The organism is Tritonibacter litoralis, from assembly GCF_009496005.1.
Taxonomy (GTDB): domain Bacteria; phylum Pseudomonadota; class Alphaproteobacteria; order Rhodobacterales; family Rhodobacteraceae; genus Epibacterium; species Epibacterium litoralis.
This window is the reverse complement of record NZ_WIBF01000006.1, coordinates 145,627-164,492: the sequence shown is the minus strand read 5'-3', so window position 1 is coordinate 164,492 and position 18,866 is coordinate 145,627. Positions and strand designations below refer to the sequence as shown.

The 18,866-nt window shown below is 56.4% G+C and carries 24 protein-coding genes; 2 read left to right on the top strand and 22 right to left on the bottom strand.

The genetic code is table 11. The features are described 5' to 3' along the window. Window position 1 precedes the first annotated feature (1 nt). The 21 genes from GFB49_RS11640 to GFB49_RS11540 form a co-directional block, all read right to left on the bottom strand. Window positions 2-1,492, bottom strand: coding sequence for a phage portal protein (locus GFB49_RS11640; protein WP_153216046.1), 1,491 nt, complete (start codon window positions 1,490-1,492; stop codon window positions 2-4). Beyond that, window positions 1,489-2,034 (bottom strand): hypothetical protein, encoded by a 546-nt coding sequence (locus GFB49_RS11635; RefSeq protein ID WP_153216045.1) that lies wholly within the window; start codon window positions 2,032-2,034, stop codon window positions 1,489-1,491. Before GFB49_RS11635 ends, GFB49_RS11640 begins: the two co-directional genes overlap by 4 nt. A gap of 94 nt (window positions 2,035-2,128) precedes the next feature. Then, window positions 2,129-2,620, bottom strand: coding sequence for a single-stranded DNA-binding protein (ssb, locus tag GFB49_RS11630; RefSeq protein ID WP_343032550.1), 492 nt, complete (start codon window positions 2,618-2,620; stop codon window positions 2,129-2,131). Next, complete coding sequence (locus tag GFB49_RS11625) at window positions 2,614-4,749, bottom strand: terminase gpA endonuclease subunit (protein ID WP_153216043.1); 2,136 nt, start codon at window positions 4,747-4,749, stop codon at window positions 2,614-2,616. The genes ssb and GFB49_RS11625 overlap by 7 nt, the downstream gene beginning before the upstream one ends. Continuing rightward, complete coding sequence (locus GFB49_RS11620; RefSeq protein ID WP_153216042.1) at window positions 4,733-5,374, bottom strand: DUF1441 family protein; 642 nt, start codon at window positions 5,372-5,374, stop codon at window positions 4,733-4,735. The genes GFB49_RS11625 and GFB49_RS11620 overlap by 17 nt, the downstream gene beginning before the upstream one ends. A 126-nt stretch (window positions 5,375-5,500) precedes the next feature. Further along, window positions 5,501-5,911 (bottom strand): hypothetical protein, encoded by a 411-nt coding sequence (locus GFB49_RS11615; RefSeq protein WP_153216041.1) that lies wholly within the window; start codon window positions 5,909-5,911, stop codon window positions 5,501-5,503. A gap of 370 nt (window positions 5,912-6,281) precedes the next feature. Beyond that, window positions 6,282-6,935 (bottom strand): hypothetical protein, encoded by a 654-nt coding sequence (locus tag GFB49_RS11610; protein ID WP_194269328.1) that lies wholly within the window; start codon window positions 6,933-6,935, stop codon window positions 6,282-6,284. Window positions 6,936-7,277: 342 nt separating this feature from the next. Next, entirely contained in the window at window positions 7,278-8,945 is a 1,668-nt protein-coding gene (locus GFB49_RS11605; protein ID WP_153216039.1) for a DNA primase family protein, read from the bottom strand. Window positions 8,946-9,020: 75 nt separating this feature from the next. Next, complete coding sequence (locus GFB49_RS11600; protein ID WP_153216038.1) at window positions 9,021-9,299, bottom strand: hypothetical protein; 279 nt, start codon at window positions 9,297-9,299, stop codon at window positions 9,021-9,023. 36 nt (window positions 9,300-9,335) lie between these two features. Next, a complete protein-coding gene (locus GFB49_RS11595) occupies window positions 9,336-10,043 on the bottom strand; it encodes a DUF2793 domain-containing protein (protein WP_153216037.1) in 708 nt (235 codons plus the stop codon). Further along, window positions 10,036-11,229, bottom strand: coding sequence for a CHC2 zinc finger domain-containing protein (locus GFB49_RS11590; protein WP_153216036.1), 1,194 nt, complete (start codon window positions 11,227-11,229; stop codon window positions 10,036-10,038). The genes GFB49_RS11595 and GFB49_RS11590 overlap by 8 nt, the downstream gene beginning before the upstream one ends. A 4-nt stretch (window positions 11,230-11,233) precedes the next feature. Continuing rightward, the gene (locus GFB49_RS11585; protein ID WP_153216035.1) at window positions 11,234-11,839 is read right to left on the bottom strand and encodes an HD domain-containing protein; all 606 of its coding nucleotides are present in this window, start codon (window positions 11,837-11,839) and stop codon (window positions 11,234-11,236) included. After that, window positions 11,836-12,111, bottom strand: a complete 276-nt coding sequence (locus GFB49_RS11580; protein ID WP_153216034.1) for a hypothetical protein — start codon at window positions 12,109-12,111, stop codon at window positions 11,836-11,838. The genes GFB49_RS11585 and GFB49_RS11580 overlap by 4 nt, the downstream gene beginning before the upstream one ends. 28 nt (window positions 12,112-12,139) lie before the next feature. Further along, window positions 12,140-12,379 (bottom strand): hypothetical protein, encoded by a 240-nt coding sequence (locus GFB49_RS11575; protein ID WP_153216033.1) that lies wholly within the window; start codon window positions 12,377-12,379, stop codon window positions 12,140-12,142. Further along, complete coding sequence (locus tag GFB49_RS11570; RefSeq protein ID WP_153216032.1) at window positions 12,379-13,140, bottom strand: DUF6456 domain-containing protein; 762 nt, start codon at window positions 13,138-13,140, stop codon at window positions 12,379-12,381. Before GFB49_RS11570 ends, GFB49_RS11575 begins: the two co-directional genes overlap by 1 nt. 65 nt (window positions 13,141-13,205) lie before the next feature. Then, a complete protein-coding gene (locus tag GFB49_RS11565; protein ID WP_153216031.1) occupies window positions 13,206-14,558 on the bottom strand; it encodes a DNA methyltransferase in 1,353 nt (450 codons plus the stop codon). After that, complete coding sequence (locus GFB49_RS11560; RefSeq protein WP_153216030.1) at window positions 14,558-14,824, bottom strand: hypothetical protein; 267 nt, start codon at window positions 14,822-14,824, stop codon at window positions 14,558-14,560. The genes GFB49_RS11565 and GFB49_RS11560 overlap by 1 nt, the downstream gene beginning before the upstream one ends. Then, a complete protein-coding gene (locus GFB49_RS11555) occupies window positions 14,817-15,131 on the bottom strand; it encodes a hypothetical protein (protein WP_153216029.1) in 315 nt (104 codons plus the stop codon). Before GFB49_RS11555 ends, GFB49_RS11560 begins: the two co-directional genes overlap by 8 nt. Before the next feature lie 150 nt (window positions 15,132-15,281). Next, complete coding sequence (locus GFB49_RS11550; protein ID WP_194269327.1) at window positions 15,282-15,929, bottom strand: acyl-homoserine-lactone synthase; 648 nt, start codon at window positions 15,927-15,929, stop codon at window positions 15,282-15,284. Between the two features lie 100 nt (window positions 15,930-16,029). Next, window positions 16,030-16,647, bottom strand: coding sequence for an autoinducer binding domain-containing protein (locus tag GFB49_RS11545; protein WP_153216027.1), 618 nt, complete (start codon window positions 16,645-16,647; stop codon window positions 16,030-16,032). Beyond that, window positions 16,641-16,985 (bottom strand): helix-turn-helix domain-containing protein, encoded by a 345-nt coding sequence (locus tag GFB49_RS11540; RefSeq protein ID WP_153216026.1) that lies wholly within the window; start codon window positions 16,983-16,985, stop codon window positions 16,641-16,643. The genes GFB49_RS11545 and GFB49_RS11540 overlap by 7 nt, the downstream gene beginning before the upstream one ends. Before the next feature lie 165 nt (window positions 16,986-17,150). Here GFB49_RS11540 and GFB49_RS11535 point away from each other — a divergent pair, with 165 nt between their 5' ends. Next, the gene (locus GFB49_RS11535) at window positions 17,151-17,384 is read left to right on the top strand and encodes a helix-turn-helix domain-containing protein (RefSeq protein ID WP_153216025.1); all 234 of its coding nucleotides are present in this window, start codon (window positions 17,151-17,153) and stop codon (window positions 17,382-17,384) included. Further along, window positions 17,381-17,560 carry a hypothetical protein gene (locus GFB49_RS11530; protein WP_153216024.1) on the top strand — a complete coding sequence of 60 codons (180 nt, stop codon included), beginning with the start codon at window positions 17,381-17,383 and terminating at the stop codon, window positions 17,558-17,560. The genes GFB49_RS11535 and GFB49_RS11530 overlap by 4 nt, the downstream gene beginning before the upstream one ends. Window positions 17,561-17,566: 6 nt before the next feature. On the opposite strand, the gene GFB49_RS21415 is transcribed toward GFB49_RS11530, so the two are convergent. Beyond that, window positions 17,567-18,844 (bottom strand): tyrosine-type recombinase/integrase, encoded by a 1,278-nt coding sequence (locus GFB49_RS21415; RefSeq protein WP_194269326.1) that lies wholly within the window; start codon window positions 18,842-18,844, stop codon window positions 17,567-17,569. Window positions 18,845-18,866 lie beyond the last annotated feature (22 nt).

Genomic DNA, 18,866 nt, shown 5'->3' with positions numbered 1-18,866 from the left:
GTCACTCCTTTTGTGGTGGGTCGTGATCGCCCGGCGTGCCCTCATCCAGCACCCCAAGCCATTCAGGCACCGGCAAGCCGCGCTTTTGGAACGCGGCCACTTCTGCTGCGCGTTCATCCAGCACATCTTCAAAGGAACGACCACGCTCGGCGCAAATTTCGGTCAGGGACTTGTCCCCGTTTGCCAAAGCAGTGGCGTTGGCGTTGGCGTCATCCTTTGGATTGACGCTTGCCCATCCGCGTGGTCGCCATGTCGCCGCGTTGAATTTGTCGAATTTGGAAATTGGCAAGGCCAGCGCACCCGTTAGCAGCGCAAGGTGCAGCCACCTTGAGAAAACTTGATCGTGCAAGCCCTCATAGATCGCGCGCTGCAACATGCGCCATTCGTCGCGTTCCTCACCTTTGCCCGCACGCAGTGTCACGAAAGATGAGTTTTTCATATTGCCGGTGAGGCTTTCCGGGGCCACACCAAGCCCGGCGGCGGCTGATGTGGTCATGTGCCAGATAAATGGCTCAACCGCCTGATCTGGATACTTGCTTTGACTCCAAGTCGCTTTGACGCCCGGGGGCAGCATTCCAATGGTGCCCGCCTCGATTTCGTCAATAGGCGTATTTTCATGAGCTGCACTGAGTTGTTGGCCCGCGTTTTCTTGTTCGAAAAACAACATCTGCGCCGCGCCATAGTTCGCGGCGGCCATGGCCGACTCTTGAAAGCCTTCAATCATATTGAGGAGGCGCAACGCCGTGGATGAGCGAGGAACACCAAGGACTTGGCCAATTTCCTCAGGTACAACCACATAGATCATGTTCTTAGCGGGCACCCGTTCGCGGATGCGGGCGGTGCCGTGGTGCGCTTCTGATTGGGGTTTGTTCCAAATATGGAAAGCAAGCACGCGGCCATTTTGATTAAACTCAATCCCGGCCTCAATGTAGTTGCCGCCGGGCAGGGCTTGCGTCAGATCCAAGTCAAGCCGGTCAAACAGCACCGGCTCCACCTGAAAGCCAAAGGGACCATAGCCGCGCCCCTCATACATGCGAATAAATGCTCCGCCTTCACGTGCAATGCCGGTGGCGATTTGGCATTCCAGCCCCCACCAAGACAGGTTGCCGCAGATCGTTGGTGAACCCTTTTTGCCCCATTTCGTCCATGCAGCCTCAACAGTGGCGTTCGCGCGGGTGTCCTTCGACCCGTTTGGGTCACGCACATTCATCTGTAAGCGAATACCGCTTGGACCAATTGCATGGCGGCGGATAAGCATTTCATAGGACCGTGCAAGGTCGAAATTGTGGGATGCATGCCGGGAATGACCAACAAGACCACGGATCTCACGGCGCGTCTCATCTCGGGTTGTGGTGCCAAAGATATTGAAACCAGACGCAAGACGGTCGGGATAGGCCGCGCGGTATGATCGTGTCGATAGGGCGGGTTCACGGCGGTGAGAAGGCGGGGAGGCCGGTTTTTCAGACCGGCGTGCAAAAGGCCAAAGCTTCAAAACGAGACCCTCCGATATTGGATAGGTGATCCGCCCGGGTTGCGCTCTTGCGCGACCCGTTGGGAATAGATGGACTGCAGCCGGGTCAGGTCTTCTATCGGCGTGCGGGCGATACTGCGGCCTTCAATCGTGTAGCTTTCAGCATCCTTACTCACACGCCCTTCAAGGGTTGCGTCAATTGCGGCAAGGATGCGCTCAGCGCCGCTACGTTGATCACCTGTCGCCTGCAAGGGATCTGGCAAAATGCAGATCCGCCCGACGCTCAGCCGGGCGCGGTCGCCTGTACCAGCGTTAAAGGCCAGCGCAGACCATTCATATTCCCCGGGCGCAAGGCTTTGGGTTTCAGATGCAGGATGAGTGATCACAAAGCTGGTTTCGCCATGGCTCGCCACTATGGTGATCGGGTCACCACCAGTGACGGGCCGCAAGATGTAATGAAGTGACCAATCCGGGGGCGGGTGCGATGCGAAAGCGGGAGCATCAGACCAAGCCCAACTGTCACCCGCAACAAGCTGCGACGGGATGTTCGTTTCATTTGTCATCTATCATCTCCACCGGTGGGGGGTGTTGGCAGCAATAAAAAGAACCCAAAGGTTATAATCACCGCCAGTAGGTCGGGCAGTTCAGCGCCCCCCATCAAAACGGGATTTCATCGTCATCAATGGGGTTTGAAGAACCACCACCCGTGCCGCCATGGGTGCCGCTAGACCCGCCACCGTAACCGCCACCCTGCTGGCTGCCATATCCGCCGCCGGACTGATCGCCCTCACCGCTGCGCGGGCCGCCCAACATCTCAAGCGTGCCCTCAAATCCAGATACAACAATCTCGGTGCTGTACCGGTCTTGGCCATTTTGGTCTTGCCATTTGCGCGTGCGCAGACGTCCAGCGATAAAGACTTTGGAGCCTTTCTTGAGGTAGCGCTCCGCAACCCCTGCAAGACCCTCTGCGGTGATCGCAACGCGGTGCCACTCTGTTTCTTCGCGCGTCTCGCCTGATTGGCGATCACGCCATTTGCGTGTGGTGGCGATACTGAGGTTGGCGACCTTGCCACCATTTGAAAAACTGCGCACATCCGGGTCGGACCCAAGATTGCCGATGATTTCAGCACGGTTGAGAGCCATTACCACTTTCTCCTTGCTCGCTTCACCTTCCACTGAGGTGCCTTTGCGGGCTGTTCAGTGGGGGTGGGTTTCGGTTCAGTGAGGGTGCCTGTTTTGGTCTGGCCATCCTCATCAGTGTAGGTGATGGCCATCAGGTTGCCCGGGCCGGGCAGTGCCCAGAGGGGCGGATTTTCCCGGTTGATCGCCTCAGCTTCCAGCACGATGACAAGGGCAAGGCTGTAAACGCTAAGATCCAAGGCTTCATTGCGTTGAACGCCCGGGCGTTTTGCCCATCCGTCATCATAGCGGCGTTCGGCGCAAAATTCTTCAAACACCTCATGCGAGGCGTATTTCGGCACGTTCAACTTTCTCGAACCGCCGAATTCCTGCATGAGCGAGGCGGCCACCTCATCTTTCAGCTTGTCCGTGCCCGCCTCAATGGCCGGTACATCGCGCGCGACATGCTCTTTGCCACGGTGTGCTGTGTCTGGATATTTCAACGCGGCGCGTGGGGGCCTATCACCACCTTTACCCATGGCCAGATAAAACCGGTTCGGGTGTAGAAGACGGCACTTTCGGTAGAAGTCTCGCGCCCGTGGTGTGACCCCCGGTTCGCCGCGCAGATCGCACACAATTGCCAAGACTTTCAGCGCATAGCCACCGGTGGCGGATGGGTATGTTTTCTCCATCAACGGGAGAATGGCATCCCAATCTTCACCATATCGGTCGGGCCGGATGCCGCGCCCTTCATGGTGTGGGGCCGTCTCCGGCGGGTTGACGATATCAAAACGGTCAATGACCACACGCTCAAGGTCAAGCGTCCAAGCTTCCACTTGGCAAACGAATTTCCCTTTCTGTACGTCGATGGCGGCGGTGAGAAAGGCGGTGCCCTCCGGTGCAACCTGCCATGCGTGATCCGTGGCGGCCTCTTTTAGAACCTCCACGGTTAGACCGGCTGAAACAGACCGCGCGCGCGGCAGGTATGGCAAGCCAAGCTCGGTATTGGTGACCGATTTCAAACCGCCCTCACCACCGGTTTTGCTGTGCTCTTCCTCAGCTTCGATGTGACGGCTGACAATGCGGGACCACGGGGCCAACGCTGCGGCGGGGCCGGGCAGCCAATAGGATGCGGTTGCCACCTCGCGGGTCAGATCCGCCAAGGGAACCAACTCTCCATTTGTATCCTCATGCAGCCATTTGGCAGCAAGGTTCAATTCAGCTTTGTGGCGCGCCTCCATAACGCTGCCACAATGGGGGCAGGCCATATATGCAGCCGCGCCGCGCTCAAGTGGTGACCCCGCCTCCGGGAATTGCAGCCTCTCAAAACGAGGTTCAAAATGTTCGTGGCAATCGTGGCACTGCCAATACAGCCGACCACGCGACCCGCTGTTGTAAATTGGAACGATACCGCCACTGACCGGCGGGGCCTCATGTGGTGTGCTTGGCGTCCATGTTTCATCAATCACCGGGTAACGCGGTGACGATTCGATGATCGTCATAGCCCGGGAACCCGCATCCTCGGTGCGTTTGCGCATCAGGCCAAAGGCGCTGCCCTCTCCCATCCCCTCAGCGTTTCGACCGATATCAGCAGGGAAGGCATCGTAATCAGTGCCGACCACCAAAGCGATAGAACGTTGCGCCAGCTTATCTTTGACAGGCCAGTCAATCGTTAACCGCATCCCGCCCCGGAATTTCTTGGTAAAAACGTTATCTGCGCCCTTACCCTTGGCCAGACGTTCGCGCAAATCGGGGCTGTTCTTGATCAATTCATCAAGCGCACCCTCTGACCATTCTTGCGCGGCCCCCTTGGTGGGGCTGAACACCGCGACCACGCGCGGTTGCGCAAGGATTGCATGGGCCAGCGGGTTCATAACCAAGCCCTCAGACTTCGAAGACCGCGCCGGGCCAACAAAGGCAATGCTGTCAAACCGTCTGGATGTGACAACCTCCATCGGTTCATTCATGTAAGGCGCTACATCTGGACGCCACTTTACCCATTGGCCGCCGCTTTTGATCAGGCGGCGCGGGGCGGTATCCAAAACCGAGACGCGCGCCCGTGGCCGAATTGAGGGCAAGGCGGATCGAATTGCTTTTGTAGCGCGGGAGAACGGCGGTAGCGGCTCAATATCAAATAGGGCGTCATTCGCTTTCGCCATTGTCGATTAACTCCCCGATTTTGCTTTCCGCGCCCTCAAGCACGTCATCACAAACACGTTCGACTTTTTCTAAGTCACGCCCCTCAAGGCCAAGGGCACGTGCCAATTTGTCGGGCAGCGCATCAAGCGCATCGCGCACCGTTTCGTTGTAAGCCTCAAACGCCGCCACAACGTCATCCATCCACACAAGCTCGCGCCGGTTGGTCGCTTCAACACGCCGCAACGCCTCAAGTTCAATGAGTTTGCGCTGATCTGAAAGGCTCATTTTCCCAGATGACCCAGCAGCAGACTCGCCACCCAGCAGGGCCATGGAAAGTTGGGCGGTGGCGGCATCACCTGCCGCCTTGGCGCTTTCTTCCTCAGCCCGCATTGCCTTCATCCAAGCGAATGCTACAGAGAGGCGGAATTGATAGGAGCGCCCATTTGTTCCAGCATCTTCAAAGGGCAAAGGATTGTCTGGACGGCGCAACCAGTTTGAAATTGTGGTGCCAGATACGCCAAGCCCAACCTCAAGCTGTGCTTTATTCACCAAAGCGTCGGGCACCCCTTCGGGCAGCGGGTGGGTTTCTACAAGTTCGACCTCAACGCTGGTTAGTTCGCGCAGATCTTGCGTCTGATCTGTCATTGCAAACCGTCCTTTACCGAATGGAAAAACAACAACCACAACCCAAAGTGCAAGTTGCCCAGAAACAGAAAGTCACAAATCACACATGCGCGCGAATTACCCATGTGGCGTGCGGCTGGAAAGAACCTATCGGGCACTTCCTACCGCTTTGCGCATTGCCTTGAGCATTGCTGAGGGCATTCGGGCTGTGGCAGTCTTTGCGGCCCCCATCACCAGCTTTAAGCGCGGCGCATAGCGCGCGCGGTCAGCGTAGTGGATCAAGAGTTTCAGCGAGCCATTGCGCTTATTGCGCTGCCAGATGCCAGCCCGGCGGTGCCCTTTGGGTTTTCCGCTGAAAACCTTCTGGCTGTTGAGGGTACGGCCAACCGCGCCCCGTGGCATGTTCCCGTATTTATTGAGCCGCTGGCCCACCGGCACAAGGATGGCCCGGCGCGCAGGTCTGCGGTCGCCACCATCTTCAAGGTGTTTGAGATATTCGCCCTGTATGGCCTTTGCAAACACCGTGCCGGTGAGTGTGCGTTTGCTTGCACGGCGCACTGAAAAGGCCCTCAAGGTGAATGGGGTGGGGCGATCAATCGCGCGGCGCAAGCGCTTTTCCCAATTCTTGCGGATTTCATTCAACACATCGTTGATCGCGAGACTTAGCGCGAATGGGATTTGGCGCTGTGCCACATCATTGAGGCCACGCCGAAATTCCCTGATGTTGTTTTTAATTCTCAGATCCAAGGCGGGCGCCTCTCTTACCCAAACCCCCAAGCCCCGGTTTGACCAGCTTGACCAACCTGTGATTGCGCCACCGGTGACTTGGGGGTGTCTCCAAGAGGGCTAGCGCTGTTGCTGATCGCCTCTCGCACCTCTTTGACGATGCCAAGGGTTATATCTCAAGCCTACGGGCCGTTGCGTTTTTTCAGCAAGTGAGTTCTGCGGCGGGCATATAACCGCAACAGACCGCAAGGCGGGTTCCGATCTCAGCAACCGCAACCGTAACGGCATCTTGTGCGATCTCATTTGAAGGCGCAGCACCTGCTTTTTTCAGGATCTCCGCACCGTTCATTTCGTCGATGGCGGCCCACTGTACAAGCTGGCGTAACGCAATGCGGGCTGTGCGCGGGCCACGCCTTTGGCGTTGCGCGTCCTTGATTGGCACTATCATTTCACCCCCCTCAAGTGCCGTGTGCATTGTGCGCAGGCGTTCTGCGGCGGTGATGGCACGGAGGCTGGGGCCGCGCGCACCAGCCCCACCGCCACCCCCACCTGTAGGGTCACTGGTGCCACCTGAGGAATGCACCGTTTCGAACACGTCCACGTAATCCAGCACAGCGGCCTTTGCGGCTGGGTTCAGGATGCGCAAGACCGGGGGTTGCTTGACACGCCACACGCGCGCACGGTGCGACACGATGCGATCATCCTCTACGCCAAGCGTTTCAATGTTGTCCTGCCTAACAGCCGGGCGCGCTAGGTTGTATGTGCCACCATCAGACAAAGTGGCTTCGGTGTCCCACGTAAACGGTGGTAGCGTGACTTTGGGTGCTGGACGCTTCTTACCTTTTCTGGCCATCATACTTGCCCTTTTCCGGGTGGGATGGGTGAACCAACCCCCATTGATTTCTATTTTTTCGGCTACAAGACAAATTCGCCCATATAGCGCGACACTCACCCTCTTCACCCTCTTCACCACACCCAATAATTTCAATTACTTATAAGAGAAAAAGAGGGTGACCTTGTGGTGAAGAGGGTGAGGTAAGTTTTCAAAATTTGCCGTTTTCGCATATCCCTTCCCCGCCGGACCACGGCGGGGGCCGCTTTCCCCACGCCCTGTTTCTCATTCGGGGTGACCTTTTTTCACCCCCTCACCCGGGGCGCGGGGCGGGGAGGTGACGTGCGCGGGGAGGGATAAAGGCGGTCAAAACGGCGGTGGGTTATCATCGCTCACGTCGCGTGCTGTGCTGATCCGCACACCGGTTTCACGTTCCACCAAATCGGCAGCGGCAACGCTCCATTCCAAGCCCTTCCAATGCGAGCGACCGCGCACCGGGCCACGCTCAAAGCCCTTTTCAACCATGATGTCACCCACGGTCTTCATTTGGTAAAGCTGGCGGCCCTCTTGTTCACACCATGCCTCATGCACCTTGTAGAAGTCGCTGACAGACAGGCGGCCTTTGGTCTCTTTCGTGGTCATTTCCTCAAGGAAAACCCCCACAGGGTCAGCCGCTTCAAGCAGTTGCTCTTTCAGCCGGGTCATAGGTTCGGGCAGATCAATGCCGCGTTGCATAAACTCTTGAAAGCCTTCAATCAGCCAGTTCAAAATTCCGCTTCCTTCCTCGCGCAATTCCGCCTCAACCTCACCCTGAGAGCGCTGTTTTTCGGGCGGCAGGGCGCGCAAGTTCACGTCAAAAGGGATAAAGACCAAGCGCCGCTTTGTGCCCTCATCCTCATCTTTGATCTTGGGCGTTCTGTTGATTGATACGACCGGGATGCCGGTTGGGGTCCAGAAAAACGGGTCTTGATAATTGCCCCGGCTCATGCGGCGGTCACCGCCCGTAAGCCCTTTGACCTTCTTTGCACTCAAAACATCGCGTGCGCCCGGCTCGGTCGCGATATAGACCCGGGCACCGGGCAAATCGACCTCCTCAGGGTTCGCGCCTGAGGGGCTTTGGTTGCCGGTATCAAGAAACATTTCTACCTTGCAAGTGGCGGCGTACCCGTCCCGCCGCCCCAAGACATGCGCCAGCGTGTTCAGCAATGTGGACTTCCCATTGCCGCCCGGGCCGCGCAAGAAAACGCAGATCTGTGCCCGGTTTTCGCCAAAAAGGAACGCGCCAAAGATGCGTTTTGTGCATGCGCGGGTGGCGGGGTCGGGGATGATGAGTTCTATAAATTCTTCCCACCCCGGGCAGGTGGAGGCAGGGTCAAACAGTACACCGCCGCATTTTGTTGGGAGCTTGGCGCGATCGGTCTCCCGCAGCCACGTCATCTTGCTGGCGATCACCTCAGCCTCAGTTGCCGCCAATGGCTTTTCCCAGCCCTTCACGGCGCGCAGGTCAAGCGCGCCATTGGGCAAGACCAATGTCCACGGGTCTGCGTCCATATCTTCAACTTCGGCACGGCGCTGGTGTTCGCATGTCTCCAGGGCGCTTTTGACCTTGGCCGCGTTGCCGCATTTTGTGGCGTGTTGGCGCAGCTTTGCAGAAGCCGCAAAGCCCATCATGCGGCGGGCATCCTCTGGCGTTCTCACAAAAATGGGCGGGCGCTTGCGGGCCATTGCTTCAATAAAATCGTCAATTTCCTTGTCGCTGGGATTGAGGGTGCGCTGTAGGTAATCGGCTTCCTCAAGGACCAGTTGGCGCAATTTATGCGCGATCTCGCGCGCAGCAAGGTGACCCGACCGGAACGAATACCGGGTGCCATCCCAAACCGCCCAGCCTTTGCCCGATACAAAAACCAACTCCTCGCCATAGACAGACAGAATGCGGGCGGCATTGTCTTCATCATTCATTTCAAGCTCAAGCCGCTCATCAAGCGTCAATTCTGTGGCGCGCTGATGGGAAACAATAGTGCCTGCTGTTTCCATGGGTATAGCCTCCGGTTTGTGGTTTTATTCGGCGGTGAGGGACGCGGCACGCTGGAACGCGCCGCAGCCTCAAGCTCAAAGCTCAGCAAACTCGGTTTTTAGGCGCTCATATTCGCGCCGCAGACGTTTGAGCACTGCGGTTTTGAGGGAGCTGAATTCATCCTCGGTTGGTGTCGCTTGCGCCGGGAATGCGTAGTCGGGGTACTCGTAAGCACTTCTGGGCTGCGCGGCATCACCCTTGCGCAACCATTCCTGCGGCGATTTGATAACCTCGGTCCAGTAGTGAATTGCCGACTGGATGGCTTTGATTTGGCTCAGAAGTTCAGAGGCTTTTTGATGGGCTTCGGGTGTCATTTTGCGCTTTCCTTCATTACGTTGATCGGTCGCGGATTAAAATGGCGCGGTGAAGCGCATCACGTGGGCAGCAAGGTTGATCTCACCACCAGTGAAATCACCGCCCTCGGCTGAAAGTCGGACCGGGGTATCAGACCAAATGACCTCTGGCGTGCTGGGGCCAACAAAAGTTGATCCTTGCCCGATCCAAAGCCCATTGGAAAAGCGCGTCTCTTGCCCGGGCAGGCCAACCGCAAAGCTTGCCAATGTCCCTGAAAACGCGGTGGAAACCGTGCCGGAAACTGCAAACAGGATTGAGCGCTCAGGAATAATCAGCCCGGTGTCGTTTGTGGCCCCGGCTGTAACGGTGTGGGACGCGGTGACCACATCGGTTTTAGTTGTGGCTCCATTGGCGGCGCTTATGGTTGTTATCGGCTGCCATGCGCTGCCATTCCAAACCACCGCCTTGTCCTCATCCGCAAGCCAAGCACGCATGCCGGTCAACGGCGTGACAAAACGCCAGCCGCCATTAAAGACATGCGCGATTTTTCCCGCTTCATTTGCCCAATCGCCGGTTGGGCTGTCGGGCACAAAATAACACTGGCTTTCTTCTGGCATGGCAGGTGGGGTCGCGGTGGAAATGGACTGCAACACCATATTTGTGAGCGCATCCAGCGTGGTCAGTGCCTCATTAACGGTCACATGCTTTTGCGCTTGAGCGGCCTGCAGGAACGGGATTCCGAGGCGTGTAGAGGTATCAGGCATTGAGTTCACCTTTCTTGGCTAGATCTGCAAAATCGTCATTGTGATCCCATTGCCCGCGCGGGATGGCGAGGCGCGCGCCGTGGGGGCAATGGTGTGCTGCTTTTGCCTCGGCGCGCTCTGCGTTGAGGCGGGCGCTTTCGGGGCACTTGGTGCTTGGGTCGGCAAGGATTGTTGCGCGGGTGACGCCCGCCGGGGGGAGCCAACCGGGGCGCGGGGACTCAAGGTCTGGGATGGGGGAGGGCAGTGTTTTGCCGGTGCGCGCGCTCTTGCCGCGTCGAGCACCGGTCTTGGCCTCAGGGCCACACAAGGCACCCAGCGAAAGCGCCGCCTCAAATCGCCCCTCAAAGCCCGGATTTTTTACAAGCGTGGCAGATTGCACCGCCAGTGTGGTTTCAATGCCCTCACCCGCAACAACAAGTGTGCCCTCAGGTTTTGAAAGCACCACCGGCTGCCCCCAGATTTCGCCGGTGCGGCCCTTGAATTTCTTGGGCACCTTGATGCCATTCGCAAAACGCGCCCGGCCCAATGCTGGATTGACGGGATCAACCCACGTAAGGTGGACGCCAACCAACCGGTCACGACCGATAAAGCCAACCATGGCGGGGCCGCGATGCACGATCCGGGGGCGTTTGCCGCCGTCGCCCTCATAACATGGCAAATCCGGGTGCAGGCGTAGCGTTGGGGGGATACCGCCAAGTGCGGCAACACTTACACCCCGGCCTTGCTCGAGGTAGGTGATGAGCGTCGGGTGATCGGCAAGCGATGCCCGCCAGATGCGGGACGCCTGCGTAACGCCCCGCTCTGCCAGTTCCTTTGCCTCATCCTCTGCCTTTTGTTGGCGTGCCTCGGACTCAGCCTTAAAGCGGGCGATGCGGGCGGGATCTGCTGTGCGATCAATATTGCCGTGATCCGCCAACGCGCGCACAGCGGCTGTGAAGGGAATGGAGTCGCGGGCCATGATGAAATCAATGACCGAGCCTTTGGACCCGCAGCCGAAACAGTAAAACTGCCCGCCGTGCCCCTTGGGTTCTGTGATGTGAAAAGAGGCTGTCTTTTCACCGTGGAACGGGCAGGGTGCCCAATACTCCCCGCGCGCGGGGTTGCTCTTGCGCCGATCCCACGTCACCGTTTGCTCTACAATTTCGCGCAGCGAAACCCGGGCTTTGACCTCATCCGAAAGAGCCATGCGTTTAGCCCCCGGCTCGCGTGTCGAAACCGAGCTTTTGCGCTTCCTGTAGAAAGAAGTTTTCCGCTTGGCTTGGGGTCAGGTGTAGTGGCGAGATATTGGGTGGGTATTCCAAGCCATCCACCGGCCACGGCCCTGCGGTTGGCAGTAGATCGGCCTTTTCAATCGCCAGCATTTCGCGATCACAGCGCTTGACCCATTCCGGGGCGCTGCCCGTCAAGTTAAAGCGTGCGGCGATTGCAGCGGCCATGCGGGTTTCAAGGCGCTGGTAGTCTGGAAGGTGCGCCTTGAGTGGGCTTGTCACGTCCCCAAGATACGCCTCGGGTGCATCGTGCAAGAGGATATCACGTGCAATGTCGCGTAAGACCGGATCGGAATAGATATCACCTGCCGCGTGCACCTCAAATACGCGCACACACCAAACGGAATGCTCAGCCACAGAATAGAACGCGCGGCCAAAACCATTGAAGCGGGCAAGGCGAGACAGGGCGCGGGCTATGTCTGTTAGGTGGATCTCGGCAGGATTTGGGTCAAGCAAATCCATGTAACAAGTGCCCGTCCAGATCGCGGCATCATGAACGGTGCTCTGGGTGCTTTTGAAATCACTCATTTTGCGCCCCCGGCCTTGTTGTCAGGCTTGCTGCCCTTCAATTCGGCAAGCTGGGTATCAAGACGGCGTTCAAACTCAGCCATGACCGCCCGCTTGATTGCGGCGGGGCTGGTTGCCACAAGCTCTGATGAATCGGATCTGAAACCGTAATCATCCCGATTGCGTCCCATTTCGAAGGCCGCAACAAAGCCGTTTTGGGCCGGGCGCAAGTGCATTGAAATGGCGTCGTGATTACCTCGGCATCGGATCTGAATGTCTACATTTACAGCCATAGTAGTTCCCTTTCTGTTGGGGTGAGCTTCAAGGGGTGACGATGTGAACGCGGTCAAAGGTTGTGAGTTCCACACCTTCAGCCGCAGCGGCCTTGCGGGCGCGCATTTGTGCGATGCGGTCACAGCGGGTGCTGTCGCAGATCCACAGGACTGCGCCACGCAAGCGGTGGGGGAGGTCTGGGGCCGGTGGGCGGAGTAGAGGGAAGCCAACGCCGCGTGTGGGTTTGAGCCCGCCACAGACCTCACATTTGGGGGTCAGGGGGCGCATTATGGTTCAATAGAAGGCTGCGCAGGGTGTGCGAAAACTTCCAACGCCGCGACCGCAAGCACCTTTGCAGATCGGGCGGGCAGGTTCATCTTGCGTTCAACAGCTTCAAAACCAGCGCCTTTGCCGCACACTTCCTCAAGAATACACAACAACCTCGGTGGGATATGGGCCGTGGTTTTGCGATAGGTCTCACCGGTGGTGGCACCGCGCATCAGGTAAGCCACTTGAAAGGACTTGCCTGTGCTCAGGTGTTCGATGGTCACCAATTCAGGATTGCGCTTGTGCAGAACTTCTAAGGCGCTGAATTGCGGAATTTGAGCTAACATTTGAGTGCATCCGGGCGCTGCCGTGGTCGGCTTGTAGCAGCGCATTTTGTCTGTGCTTCCTGCCAACAGGGTCAGCCAGCCAAACGCGAGCGCGGCCAACAAGACAACACGGGGCATTGAACCCACTGTCTTCTCCCCATGAATGACCGCTGCCTTTGGGAAATCCCCGCACAAAAGGAAACAATCCAAGTCCGCAAGCGCTTCAAAAGCACCTTTGAATTCACGCTCAACGCGTCTGGCGGTGAGGTTCAGGGCTGTTAGTACCGTTTGCCGGTCGATCTTTGAGAAATCGGGACTTTGCTCAGTGCCGAGATGATCCTCCACCGCTGAAAGTATATGGTCCCATTCGGGAATGTCGCGCAGATCTTCCACCCTGCGTATCCGGCGCAGGACTGTAGAAGGCTGGCAACCATCCTGCGCCGCGATTTGGCGCATTGAGCTGCACTGCATAATGTTTCGCAGGTACGCAGAAAGAGCGTCAGACGAAATGGCCAGACCGTTCATGACTCACCCCCAAATAGATCTGGTTCAAGGGAGTCTGCGTCTTGCAAGGCAGGGGCACCGGTGAGCTTTTCGGGGTCAAAATCAGCCAATTGGGTTCGGATGTGTTCGGCATATCCGGGGTCACGTTCAATGAGGTGGCATTCACGCCCCTCCATTGCAGCAGCCCAACCTGTGGCCCCCGAACCGGCAAACATATCCAAAACTCGCCCGCCGCGCGCAGTGGTCAGGCGAACCAGCCAGCGCATAAGTTCTTGTGGCTTCACCGTGGGGTGTTTTGACCCTCTGCGGTCTGCTTTGGTTGCTTTGCCTGAATAAAAGAAACGGGCCATGCTTTGGGTTGCAATTTTGTGGCCCGGCACTGGCTCTTGTGGAAATTTAGCCAACACCTCAGGGCTGCCGTCATGGCAGATATTTGCAGGCCAGCGGCCCGCCTCATGTGGTGCAGCACCGTCACGGGGGCGTGTATCAGAGCCAAAGACGTTATTGTGGCGCGCCCCCGTACCCTGAACAGAAGCATATTTCTGCGCCAACTGATCATCATCGGCGGGGATGCGGGCGGCGTCGATATTCAACCCGCCGGTGCCGGTCGCTAGGTATTGGCGCGCAACGGATTTCTCCTGCAGGGGCTTGCGCGCAAGAACGATTGGTTCAAAGGCGGGCTTAAGTGCTGTACCGTGCCCGGCCCAGTCGGCTGCCTCAGGGCTTGCGGGTTGTGTGATGTGGTATTCACCTGCGAAACCGCCCGCCATACTGTTACGTTTTTTGCCGGACTTCTGCGGATCTAGGCCGAGGCTTTCGCGTTCCACACCCAGCAACTTATCAATGCCTTTCGCTACATCGTGGCTTTTGGGAAATCCTGAACCATAGAACCACGCCAGCAGGCTTGGTGAAGCTGCCTCCATTGCGCGCGCCAAGGCCCCGATCTGTTCAGGTTGCAAAGTGTCCAAGAACACGGACCAAGCGGGTTCAGCGCCATAGAGATTCTGGATGCAATCGCGTAGTTCAAACCCCGCCAATTCGATTGCAACCGCCATGTGATGATAGGTGCGGGAATGGTTGAAAGCGACAAGATGACCGCCGGGTTTCAGGACACGCAGGGCAGCCGCCCATGTTTCCTGTCGAAACGCAATGTCCCCGCCGTCCCACGTCTTACCCATGAACCCTTTGGAAGAACGCTGAAACAGTCCATCCGTGCCATGTTTTGCCTCGGCGGCGGCATCACCGCCGAAACGCTTTACAATGCTCGTGAGGTGATAAGGGGGGTCTGTCACGATGGCGTCAAAATGCGCCTCGGGGAGTTGCGCCAAAACTTCTAGGCAATCACCCTCATGCAAGGTCAGGGCAACCATTATGCGGCCCTCCCGATTGCTGATGTGGCGGCCATAAGGCGCGCAAACGGGGCCAATTCCTCTGCCGCCCAATCGCGGCCCGCATCTGTGATACGCAGCGAGGGGTGCACCTCACCGGTGCCCTCAATGAAGCCCAACTCCATGGCAGATCGAACAGCCACCGCCAATTCGGCGGGGTCATAACCTGAAACGGTCATGAGCAAAGCTCCGGTCTTTGTGTACTCATCAACAGCGGCAAGGAACCGCAGCAAGGACGGGTTACGCATGGCCCGCCTCCTTGTTGATTTGCAAAAAGGTCAGGCAATCAAAATAGCGGCAGCGATCATGCGTTGATTTGAGGTTTGGCGCAGCTTGCAAAATGCCGCCGCCATCTTGGCGCACAACGGCTGCCACCCCGTCATCAATCAGTGACAGAATGGCTTTTGCGCCATCGTCAGGTTGCACACCCAAGTGGTTCATGTGGGACAAAACCACGTCAAACGGCAGAGTCTTTGAGATGATCAATCCACCGCGCAAAGACTTGCGAAGATTTGCAAAGCCGTTGTCCGGCGGGGTGCATTCGATGTGTTCCATTTCCAGTCTCCTCGTGAAGGATCTGGAAAATTTATGTGCCGTTTTGGGATGGAACGGCAGGCCGATAAACCGTTGGTTTTCGCGGTAAGGCGTTGTGAGTAAACGGTTTATCGGAGGATTTTAGCGGCTATCGGTGGGGGTCAACAGTATTTATGCGACCCGCGCGGCTTGCCGCGAAAAGTGCGGAATTTCGCGCATCTCATCGGGCATTCGCGGTACAGGCATGCTCAACACACGATAGCTGCGTTGGTCATCAGGGCAGGTGTAGGGCGCGCCCTCAAAGGCCACGTCAAAACCAGCCATGCGAAGGCCACGCTTGAGGGGCGGCGGTGAAAGGGAAAGCATCTTGCGCCCATTTTGCAGGCTTGCGGCATGAATGAGGCCCTGCACCAAGAGGTTCAGGGCCGATAGATGGGCTTTGGATGTTGAGGGGAGGTTGTCCTCATCCACAACCAAACGTGAGCATTCAAATGAACTTGTAAAATCAAAGTCTGGTGGAAGAAAGCCGGGCGGGATCGCGGGCACCATCCCCTTGTGAGCATCAACCAAGAGATTGCGCCACCCGTGCCACTCAAGGTCTGCGGGTATCAGGCGCGCGGCTGCCACAAGCACACCTTTTTCATGGACGTAAGAGTAAAACGTATTTGGGTTGTCGTATTGATCCAATTCAACCCTGTCATCTGACCAGATAGACCAACCAAGCTCACTGCAGAATTTGCGGCGGCGCAGCTCAAGGTATTGATCAAAGAACGACCAAGAGGCAGGTGATTGAGCGAATGAGGCAATAGAAATTTCCATAAGGCGACTCCTTTGTTGGGAAACGCCTATGATGTAAGTATGCACGCCTAAGAAGAGTAAATGGCGCGACTCGCACCCAAGTGGGGTGGGCTGCTTATGCCTAAATCAATTGCGCTCGGATCGCAAAAGCCAACAGTTGCGCAGGCGTCTTGGTGCCGGTCGCCTTCTGCGCAGTAGATCGCCACGTTCTTATTGAAATTGGCGCAACATTCATACGTTCAGCAATCTCTGCGTCACGCAGACCATCTGCCATAAGGCGCAACACCGCCAATTGCTTTTCGTTTAGTTGCGCGTCATGTGGCTTTGCATGCAATCCGTGAAGTAAACGCAGGGCAGCCGTGAGTGTCTTAATGTCCTCTTCGGACCAGACCTTTCCCGCGCCACTTGCGATGGTTCTCATGCCGCCAAAGTTCAGAATGAGCGTGTTTCCATGCTTCAACCCAAAGCGCTTTGCCTCATTCATTACAACATTGTCGGGGAACAGTTGGCGCAGCTCTTCCCATGTCACATGCCCAGAGCGATGTTTTGAAATCACAAGGGTGGGATCTTCCAAAATGTATTCGCGCTGCACGTAGCGTTCCACCCATGCATCGGGATAGCGGAACTCCACCCAATCATATTGAAAAGACTCGATATTGACCACAATTGCAAAGCCTGCCGGGCACGCGCGCTCAAACTCCTCAAGCGCGGCTCTTTTAAGATTTTCACTCATTACCATTTACCGCCTTTGCGGAAGCTGGCTGCAAGCTGTGCCGCCAGCTCTTCACGCTGATTCGGAATAACCTGCCGCGCGGATTTGTAGGAGGATATCCGGGCATAGGCTTCACCGTCCAAAAACACAAAATCAGGATCAATATTGTTTGCTACCGAAAGTTGTATAATGGCCTCAAGTGTTGGGTTAATTTTTCCGCTCAATACCCTTGAGGCATATTGTTTATTGCGGCCTGCTTTTATTGAGGCTTCCTCAAGAGTTACGCCCGTGTTTCGCAACCCCTCGCGTAAACGGGAGAGGTATTTTGCTAACAGGCGATGTGATTTTGCATCCATATCATCCATAGGGATATATTAGCTTTATAAACTTATATGTCCAGATATTTTCCCGTGAATGATGCTTTGTGATATTTTATGCTACATATACTTCCCAAAACATGTGAATAACTCTAGTTTAGCTATCACTACTTATGGATTTCGAGTTGTTGGTGTCTTGGGTTAGGTGCTTCCATGGGAAAACAAAGCAAGATTTGCATTAGTGAGGGTGGTGAAATCCACTTGTGCCAAGATTGCCAAACGTTGCCTCAAGTGATTATGGAGGTCGAACGGATTTATCTGGAATATGTGTTGACGCAGGCCGGTGGAAATCGAACAAAAGCCGCTGAATTGGCTGGTCTTTCAAATACAACCTTGAGGGACAAGCTTGCCAGATACACAGTTAAGACAAAGGTTTCTTTGTCATGACAGAGAAAGAAATTGAGTACAAAAAAGCTCTGCAGGGTGCTGCGCAACTTGTTAAACTTTATGGGGATGAATTTTTGCCCGCCTTCACTCGCATGGAGCGAGAAATTGGCGCTCTGTCAGAAAAATCAGCGGCGGTAGCGAGGGCGCGCGCGGTTGTTGAAACGATGGGATTATAAGCGGCCTCATAGTGCGATGCGAGACAGGGCCTTGAGGCGGCCCTCCAACGCGCCGCCGGTGCCATAATTCGGGCGGTCATATTCATGCCCCAAGATATCCGCCCGTATTCGATCATCAACATCAGCCGCAAGTAATGCGTCCTCGACATAGTGCCGGATGGAATAAGCTGAATGGTCTGGTGTTTCCTTCATGCCGTTATTGGCGAGAAACTTATTGATTGCGGCAGACCATGAATTAGCCTTGTGCCGATATCGCTGAATGCCGCCACGTGCCACAATGCGTCTGGCGGCCTCTAGGGATACGCCGGTGAGGGGAACGTCGCGCTCGGTGTGTGCAACTTTGATCTCACGGCCATTCTCGCGCACTTTGATATGTGGAATATTGTGCGTTATGACAAAATCCTCCAAAGGCGCATCGGTCACCTCACTGGGGCGCAATCCGGTGTTTACGGTGACCAAAAACACATCACGGGCCTCATCATTCAACCCGTCAAATGCGCCGTCACAAAGCATCTTTTTCTTAATCCATTCCCCTGTGAAAGGGGGTGTCTTGGTCTTTTTCCGCCCCTTGATCTCAAACCACAGTTTTGAGAACGGGTTTGGCAGGTCAACCTTATTCAGGGATGCCCATGTGTTCCACATTTCTGACAAGTGGCCAAAGTCCTTGTTGGCCGATTCCGGCTTTAGGCCACCCTCAACCCGCGCGGACCACCAGTCGCGAAAGGTCAACGCTTGCTCACGGGTGATTTCATTAATCGGCATTGCGATTGGGATATTCCGGCCATCTCGTTGCGCCACGACCTCAAGAAAATTTTTCACGGCACGGTCGCGCGGTTGACGCCAGCGCTTTAGCTGGGGGGCTGTTTTTTTCAGGTGGCGTGTGCGCGTGAGGGTGAAATACTCATCCTTCATCTCAGCAAGATTAGGGTAGATCTCAGGAACGGTGCCAAGCACCGCTTGAGCAACAGATTTACTTGCAAGGTTTTCCCCCGAAACCGATTTGATGCGTTCCACAAGCTGTTCTGTGTCGCCGGTTGATAGGGCTGAAATCGGCTGGTACGGAAAGCCGCGCGCCTGTGCGAGCTTCTTTGCGGCCTCATAGTGTGCGCGGGCATCATCGTTGTAACCCGCTGCCATCGCTTCCCATTCGGCAAGTCTGGCAGCCTCAACTTGCGCCGCCTTCAACTGTGCCTCCGCTTTGTTATCTGTATGCAGCGCTTGCCTGACTTGCGTTACAGGCTTGCCATCCGCACCCAAAACCATCCCGGCAAATCGTTTCGGCACGCGCTTGACCCAATAGAACCGC

Coding starts and splice junctions, on each gene's coding strand:
- GFB49_RS11595 (WP_153216037.1), bottom strand. CDS start 10,043: ATGCCTGATACCTCTACACGCCTCGGAATCCCGTTCCTGCAGGCCGCT.
- GFB49_RS11580 (WP_153216034.1), bottom strand. CDS start 12,111: ATGGCTGTAAATGTAGACATTCAGATCCGATGCCGAGGTAATCACGAC.
- GFB49_RS11620 (WP_153216042.1), bottom strand. CDS start 5,374: ATGACAGATCAGACGCAAGATCTGCGCGAACTAACCAGCGTTGAGGTC.
- GFB49_RS11565 (WP_153216031.1), bottom strand. CDS start 14,558: ATGGTTGCCCTGACCTTGCATGAGGGTGATTGCCTAGAAGTTTTGGCG.
- GFB49_RS11625 (WP_153216043.1), bottom strand. CDS start 4,749: ATGGCGAAAGCGAATGACGCCCTATTTGATATTGAGCCGCTACCGCCG.
- GFB49_RS11560 (WP_153216030.1), bottom strand. CDS start 14,824: ATGCGTAACCCGTCCTTGCTGCGGTTCCTTGCCGCTGTTGATGAGTAC.
- GFB49_RS11530 (WP_153216024.1), top strand. CDS start 17,381: ATGACAGAGAAAGAAATTGAGTACAAAAAAGCTCTGCAGGGTGCTGCG.
- GFB49_RS11600 (WP_153216038.1), bottom strand. CDS start 9,299: ATGACACCCGAAGCCCATCAAAAAGCCTCTGAACTTCTGAGCCAAATC.
- GFB49_RS11585 (WP_153216035.1), bottom strand. CDS start 11,839: ATGAGTGATTTCAAAAGCACCCAGAGCACCGTTCATGATGCCGCGATC.
- GFB49_RS11540 (WP_153216026.1), bottom strand. CDS start 16,985: ATGGATGATATGGATGCAAAATCACATCGCCTGTTAGCAAAATACCTC.
- GFB49_RS11605 (WP_153216039.1), bottom strand. CDS start 8,945: ATGGAAACAGCAGGCACTATTGTTTCCCATCAGCGCGCCACAGAATTG.
- GFB49_RS11555 (WP_153216029.1), bottom strand. CDS start 15,131: ATGGAACACATCGAATGCACCCCGCCGGACAACGGCTTTGCAAATCTT.
- GFB49_RS11575 (WP_153216033.1), bottom strand. CDS start 12,379: ATGCGCCCCCTGACCCCCAAATGTGAGGTCTGTGGCGGGCTCAAACCC.
- GFB49_RS11570 (WP_153216032.1), bottom strand. CDS start 13,140: ATGCGCCAAATCGCGGCGCAGGATGGTTGCCAGCCTTCTACAGTCCTG.
- GFB49_RS11535 (WP_153216025.1), top strand. CDS start 17,151: ATGGGAAAACAAAGCAAGATTTGCATTAGTGAGGGTGGTGAAATCCAC.
- GFB49_RS11550 (WP_194269327.1), bottom strand. CDS start 15,929: ATGGAAATTTCTATTGCCTCATTCGCTCAATCACCTGCCTCTTGGTCG.
- GFB49_RS11545 (WP_153216027.1), bottom strand. CDS start 16,647: ATGGTAATGAGTGAAAATCTTAAAAGAGCCGCGCTTGAGGAGTTTGAG.
- GFB49_RS11635 (WP_153216045.1), bottom strand. CDS start 2,034: ATGACAAATGAAACGAACATCCCGTCGCAGCTTGTTGCGGGTGACAGT.
- GFB49_RS11610 (WP_194269328.1), bottom strand. CDS start 6,935: ATGATGGCCAGAAAAGGTAAGAAGCGTCCAGCACCCAAAGTCACGCTA.
- GFB49_RS11590 (WP_153216036.1), bottom strand. CDS start 11,229: ATGGCTCTTTCGGATGAGGTCAAAGCCCGGGTTTCGCTGCGCGAAATT.